Origin of the sequence: Youngiibacter fragilis 232.1, assembly GCF_000495435.3 — a bacterium.
Classification (GTDB): domain Bacteria; phylum Bacillota; class Clostridia; order Clostridiales; family Clostridiaceae; genus Youngiibacter; species Youngiibacter fragilis.
This window is the reverse complement of sequence record NZ_AXUN02000193.1, coordinates 24,289-30,311: the sequence shown is the minus strand read 5'-3', so window position 1 is coordinate 30,311 and position 6,023 is coordinate 24,289. Positions and strand designations below refer to the sequence as shown.

At 47.0% G+C, this 6,023-nt stretch carries 7 protein-coding genes; all 7 read right to left on the bottom strand.

Features of this window, described 5'->3' with window-relative positions; all coding sequences use genetic code 11:
- Window positions 1-16: 16 nt before the first annotated feature.
- Window positions 17-346, bottom strand: a complete 330-nt coding sequence (locus T472_RS13570; RefSeq protein ID WP_023388410.1) for a phage head completion protein — start codon at window positions 344-346, stop codon at window positions 17-19.
- 117 nt (window positions 347-463) lie between these two features.
- On the bottom strand, window positions 464-772 hold the full coding sequence (locus T472_RS13565; protein ID WP_023388411.1) for a head-tail connector protein: 309 nt from the start codon (window positions 770-772) through the stop codon (window positions 464-466).
- 6 nt (window positions 773-778) lie between these two features.
- Window positions 779-1,003, bottom strand: coding sequence for a head fiber protein (locus T472_RS13560; protein ID WP_023388412.1), 225 nt, complete (start codon window positions 1,001-1,003; stop codon window positions 779-781).
- Between the two features lie 64 nt (window positions 1,004-1,067).
- A complete protein-coding gene (locus T472_RS13555) occupies window positions 1,068-2,261 on the bottom strand; it encodes a phage major capsid protein (RefSeq protein WP_023863646.1) in 1,194 nt (397 codons plus the stop codon).
- A gap of 5 nt (window positions 2,262-2,266) precedes the next feature.
- Window positions 2,267-3,088, bottom strand: a complete 822-nt coding sequence (locus tag T472_RS13550; RefSeq protein WP_023385158.1) for a head maturation protease, ClpP-related — start codon at window positions 3,086-3,088, stop codon at window positions 2,267-2,269.
- A 116-nt stretch (window positions 3,089-3,204) separates the two neighbouring features.
- The gene (locus tag T472_RS13545; RefSeq protein WP_023385160.1) at window positions 3,205-4,440 is read right to left on the bottom strand and encodes a phage portal protein; all 1,236 of its coding nucleotides are present in this window, start codon (window positions 4,438-4,440) and stop codon (window positions 3,205-3,207) included.
- Window positions 4,441-4,459: 19 nt separating this feature from the next.
- Entirely contained in the window at window positions 4,460-6,016 is a 1,557-nt protein-coding gene (locus tag T472_RS13540) for a terminase large subunit (protein ID WP_023385162.1), read from the bottom strand.
- Between the last annotated feature and the right edge of the window lie 7 nt (window positions 6,017-6,023).

The following is a 6,023-nucleotide window of genomic DNA, read 5'->3' as shown; positions in this document are numbered from 1 at the left end:
ACATTTTATAGCTGGTCTAGTCCTTCGTGGCTTCAATCTTTTCTGCTGCTACTTCTAAATAAAATCCCATAATAACCTCGACGCTCAAGACTTTGTACTCCCCGGTATCACAGCGAATCAGCATGCCAGGTTCAATCACCAAATCAGGAATCCGTCTAAACTGAAAGGTGGCGTTGGCTTTGGTGTAGGCAGCCATATTGGCCCACTTTCTTGAACCGTGTCTTTCATCCTTATACGCACGAACACTGGCGATAATCTCTTCTCCCTTTGAAGAGAATCCTTCATCGTCTTTCATGGGAATCGTATCGATGATGTCGATTCGGGTGTTCATCTTCCCAAAGCTCATACCCTTCACCTGCCTTTACTGCCTTCTCCTCATAACCATGACTACGATCCTTTCGTCTGCCTTTTCGGTAGCATCTTTTCTGGCGTTTCCTTCTTTTCTTCACCCATAGCCGTTTCATCAGACTTGCCACTCCTTTCCCATGCGTAGAAGTAGATGTACCGTCTTCCACACTTGCTCTGAAGCACTGACATTGTCATTAAAAAAACCACCGGTGGAGCCATCACGACTCTCATAAAAATGAGAAGCCAGCATTATGACTCCTTGCTCGGTGGTCGGTGACATGGTGTTTTCTGTGTAGAAGTCCGCCCCTAGATGCTGATAACCTTCGGCATAGCTGATGGCAGCAGTAATGAACCCTTCTATTAAGGCATCATCCTCATTATGGGTTACAATGAGATTTTGTTTTACCTTCTCAAGAAGCGTCATCTACCATCACTCGCTTTCCATGAGGCCAGCGGTTTTAAGCTTTAAAAGTAAGGCGTTGAAATCAGCCACCAGGTCCGCCACATCCACAGCTGTACTGTCTGCTTGAAGAGCTGCAGGTTTCAGCTGAGTACCATTAAAGGTTACTTTCCCTTCTGCCGTAACGGCAAGCTCTCCACCGATGACAGTCTTCTCGCCACCCTGTTCGGTATAGTTTTTCGTGTTATATCCCATGGTTTTCCCTCCTTATCAAAGTGAAAGGAAGGCAGTAACTAGGACCACCTTCCCGTTAAATTACTTAGGCCTTTTGCTGAAGAACCTTGATGGCTTCAGGAAGGATTAGTTTCGCATCCAGTCTCTGAGATGCAAGGAAACCGACCTGACCATTTGCTGCATAGAGTTCGTTCAGACGTTTGAAGGTTCTACCCTGACGATCAGCAATCCAGTAGTACTTAAAGTCTCCAAAGAGAATAGTCTTCTCACCCGCTGCAGCTACCGGCATGTACTGAGAAGTCACCACTGGACGATTCAAAATCGTATCCGGTGTTCCTGCCTGAACAGATGGCTGCCACAAGTACTGGCCCTGACCATCTTTGAGCTTTCTGATTGCTTTGATGGTCGCATCGTTCACAAGGAAGGTCGCGTTCTTTCTATAAGCCGACTTCAAGCTGTGGTAAAGGTCCAGCACCTCATCAATGGTGATGGCTGTTGCACTTGCAGCAGTCACACCAAGGCTCGCTCCACCAGTTGTATGAAGAAGTCCTGTAGGTTTGCTGCTTCCATTTCCAGTGAGGAAGCTTTCCTCCTCTGCGGCACCGATTCGTCTTGCAAACTCAGCTGCAATGTAGGCTTCAAGGTCGAAGTAACTGTCATTAAGAAGTTCATCAGAAACCTTCAGCATGGTACCAAGTTTGTAGGCTGACAGGGTCACCTGAGTGAAGGCATCATCACTTTCAGTGAAGGCCGCTTCTTCATCCATCCATGCAGCGGATCCATGACTTGCTACAACAGGAATCTTTCTATCCCCGTAGCTGGTCGTAATCACGTTGCACAGATTTCTTAGAACATTCGCCTCTTCAAGTGCCTGAATCAGCTGGTTCTCATACTCATCCGGAACAAGGAAACCACCTTCTGAATCGGTCCCAATCTGAAGCGCGTTGTGTACCGCAGGGTTCATCTTGTTTCTCATGGCACCCCAAAAGGCGCTTTTATAGGCATCAGATGCTCTGCCGGTTTTTTCTTCGGTCATCTTATCAGGTCTTGATGCAAGCGGTTTGCTAAGAGCAGCTGAAAGCTCTCTGTCCATCATCTCTTGACGCTCAAGGCGCTCGATTTCTTTTCCAAGGCTGACCACTTCATCTTCCATCTTTTCATAGACGGCATTGTCCTCGGATTTGATCAGACCATTCTCCTGACGATGTTCATCAAGGAATGACTTAGCCTGCTCCCAAACCTTGGCGCGTTTCTCTCTTAGTTCTTGAATTTTACTCATATTCATTACCTCCAATTTTTAATCAGCTCCAGCCGTCTTTCCAGCTGGGCAATAGGGATCTGGTTTACTGAATGGTCAGGAGCCTTCAAATCGTCTTCACCTTGTGGCGCGGGTTCTACACTCTTTTCCGGCTCCTTAGTTCTAGCGTCATCATCATGTGCTTTTAGGTATTTCATCCTCGCCTGAATGCCAGGGAGTTTGTTTCTTAGAGCGTTCGTCACTGTCATCTGGTCAAAGATAAAGCCACCGGAACCTTCATCTACCGTCTCTGGTTCATAAAGAATCTTGTCGGCAAACTTCATCTCGATGGCCTTGTGGGCACTCATCCAGGTTTCAGCGTCCATCATGTGTGAGATTTTCGCTCTGGAAAGCCCCATCTTCGTCTGATAAGCATTGATAATGCTCTCTTTTACTTCACTGAGGAGATTAATCCCCACCTGCAGATCCGCCACCTCACCAGCAATAAGCATGGCTGGGTTATGGATCATGATTACTGACAGCGGAGAAACACACACCTCATCTCCCGCCATGGCAATGACAGAAGCGGCACTGGCTGCAAGCCCATCAATATGGACACTGACCTTGCCGGGATATTCCTTCAGCATGTTGTAAATCTGTGCTGCAGCGAAGGTATCTCCACCTGGCGAGTGTATCTTTACAACAATGTCATCCGTCTCCGGGCCACTGCCATAAAGCTCCGTCTTAAACTGTTTAGGGGTGATATCATCATCAAACCAAGAAGACTCTGCAATGTACCCTTCAAGATGCAGGGTTCTCACTGTAGGCTCCTCGGCTTCGTTCACCACCCATCGCCAAAATTTATCCATCTAATCGACCTCCTTTCGGGCATGAAAAAGCACTTCTCGATTCTGAGAAATGCTGTTGATACTTCCAATTTGTTTTCTAGTTGTCCACAGAAATGGGCCAAGTTATACACTTATCATCAAGACCCATCACCACCAGTCTCATCCATGGCTTTCTTTGCATAAGCCCCGGCCATCTTAAGGGGTAGCATGTTGCCATTCACAAGATACAGGTCTCCACCATCTTCTTCAGAAATCGGGTCCATGTTCTCCATCCTCCTCACATCATTAACGGAGAAGAAACCATTTTGAATACCGATGGCGTATCCATCCATCCTAGATTTATAATCTCCTCGCATCAGTGCCGATGCATTGAAAGACACGAAACACTGACCTTTCTCCTTTTCAAGAAAGAGCTTCTTATTCATCGCCTGCTCTATTCGAACCAGCCATGGCCTGATGGTATGAACCACAAAGCTGATGGATTGGTTCTCGATGTTACTGAATGAACTCTTGCTAAGGTCCGCCACCATATGGGGAGGCACTTGAAAGATTCTACAGATCTCTTCGATCTGAAACTTTCTCGTTTCAAGAAACTGCGCATCGGAGTTGGGCATACTGATGGCTTGGTACTGAAGACCATCTTCAAGGACCGCCACCTTGTTGCTGTTTCCACTTCCTCCATAGGCCGCCTGCCAGGCATCTCTCACTTTTGAAGGATCCTTGATGGTTCCTGAAGTTGAAAGAATACCGCTTGGTGTCGCGTTATTGGCAAAGAACCTACCGCCATATTCTTCAGCGGCAATATTCAGTCCGATGGCATTTTTCGCTAGGGCCACCGGTGAGTATCCCATGACGCCATCAAAACCTAGACCCGGTACATGAAGAACATCCTCAGGGCCTAGATAATGGGTGGTGGTTTCCTTCCTATAAGCGTAGTAGAGATTGCCATTTTTATCTCTATCCACCGTCATCTTGTCGGGAAGCAGGGGATAAAGATGCACCACTTCCCCTTTACCATTTCGAATGATCTGGCAGTAGGCATTTCCCCATAGAAGCAGGTGCGTCATCATGGTTTCCCTTAAGGTAAAGGACGTCATCTCCGGGTTTGGTTCATCGTGCAAAATCCTATACAACGGATGGGTGTACAGCTTTTCTTTTCCGTCACCTTGATACCTGTAAGTGTGAAGAGGTAAAGATGCTACCGTCTCAGCAATGATTCGCACACAGGCAAAGACTGCTGTGGTTTGCATGGAGCTTCGCTCGTTGACAATTTTCCCCGATATGCTTTGACCCATATAAAAGTTCGGTGCACTACTAACACTGTCCGTGGGTTCTGCCCTAGCCTTAAAGAGCCATTTAAAAAAGTTCGCCATAATCTATGTTCACCCCCTTCTATCCTAAAATGATCATGTCGCGTTCATCGTAAATGGATCCATCATCATCCGTCGGATTCACTGTAGCTCTGGCAAGGCCCATGATCATGGCCACGATACCATCGATCTTTTCTGAGGACTTTTCCTTATCCACCTTGATGTTTCCAGCAGGGTCCGTTCTTACCACAATGTTATCTGCCATCCATCTTAAGACCGGATGCCCACCATGGGCTATCTGTTTGCTTAAAGTGAGCCTCATCAGATCCTTTGTCGGTGGAGACATATCCTTAAAACCCTGGCCAAAAGGCACAACGGTAAATCCCATACCCTCTAGGTTCTGGCTCATCTGCGTAGCACCCCAACGATCATAGACAATTTCTCTGATGTTGTATTTCTCACCGAGTAGCTCGATGAACTTTTCGATGAATCCATAATGGACCACGTTTCCTTCTGTTAGATTTAGAAGTCCCTGCCTGTGCCAGATGTCATAGGGAACGCTGTCTCTTTTCACACGCTGATGAAGGGTCTCCTCCGGAAGCCAGAAGTATGGGAGCACCTGAAACTTATCTCCCTCTTCAAGGGGTGGAAACACTAAAACAAAAGCGGTGATGTCACTGGTTGAGGAGAGGTCAAGACCTCCGTAGCAGACTCGCCCTTTCAGCTCTTCCGGGTCTACAGTAAAATTACAAAGGTCCCACTTATCCATGGGCATCCATTTGATTTCCTGCTTTAACCACATGTTCAGCCTCAGTTGTTTAAACAATGCGAGATCCGCCGGATCGTCTTTGACTTGATTGTAGTGCTCTCTAACCCTCTCTATAGAAATGGTATGGCCAAGACTTGGATTGGCCTTATACCAGTTGTTTTCATCTTCAATATCCGCATCGTCCTCAAGCCCATAGATGATGGCCAGGAATGTTGGGTCTACTCTCTTACCTTCCAATATATCTTTTGCCTTTTGATGCATCTCCCAGCCATAGCCAGAGAGTCGATTTCCTGCAGTGGTGAGGTATAAAAAAAGAGGCTGGGTTCTGGCATCCCCTGAACCGGTGGTCAGCATCTTGGCAAGGTCCGGATTCGGATAGGTCCAAATCTCATCAAGGATAACGCAGGAAGCATTGATCCCGGACTTTGATTTAACATCGGAACTTAGTACCTGATAGAAGCTTCCCGTCTTTGGATAGACGATTCGCTTGGTGGACCTTACCAGATTGGTCACTTTTGATAGGGTAGGATTCCCTTCCACGAAGTTCATACTGGTGTTGAAAATAATACTGGCCTGTTGTCTATCACAAGCGGCTACATACACTTCAGCATTAGGTTCCCCATCAGCTAAAAGCATGTAAAGGGCAATGGCTGCGCCCAGCTCCGACTTACCGTTTTTCTTGCCAATCTCCACATAAGCGGTTCGGTACTGGCGGGTATCGTCTTCTCTCAAGGTTCCAAAGAGACGCCTCACCAGATCCTTCTCCCAGGGAAGTAACTTAAAAGGCTGACCGGCCCATCTGCCCTTGGTCAGCTTCAGTTGTTCGATAAAATTTATGGCATGATTCGCATGAGCTTCACTAAATGGCATAGGCGTC

Excerpts from the sequence above, each read along its gene's own strand:
- T472_RS13545 (WP_023385160.1), bottom strand. The coding sequence starts at position 4,440 with ATGGCGAACTTTTTTAAATGGCTCTTTAAGGCTAGGGCAGAACCCACG.
- T472_RS13540 (WP_023385162.1), bottom strand. The coding sequence starts at position 6,016 with ATGCCATTTAGTGAAGCTCATGCGAATCATGCCATAAATTTTATCGAA.
- T472_RS13550 (WP_023385158.1), bottom strand. The coding sequence starts at position 3,088 with ATGGATAAATTTTGGCGATGGGTGGTGAACGAAGCCGAGGAGCCTACA.
- T472_RS13560 (WP_023388412.1), bottom strand. The coding sequence starts at position 1,003 with ATGGGATATAACACGAAAAACTATACCGAACAGGGTGGCGAGAAGACT.
- T472_RS13565 (WP_023388411.1), bottom strand. The coding sequence starts at position 772 with ATGACGCTTCTTGAGAAGGTAAAACAAAATCTCATTGTAACCCATAAT.
- T472_RS13570 (WP_023388410.1), bottom strand. The coding sequence starts at position 346 with ATGAGCTTTGGGAAGATGAACACCCGAATCGACATCATCGATACGATT.
- T472_RS13555 (WP_023863646.1), bottom strand. The coding sequence starts at position 2,261 with ATGAGTAAAATTCAAGAACTAAGAGAGAAACGCGCCAAGGTTTGGGAG.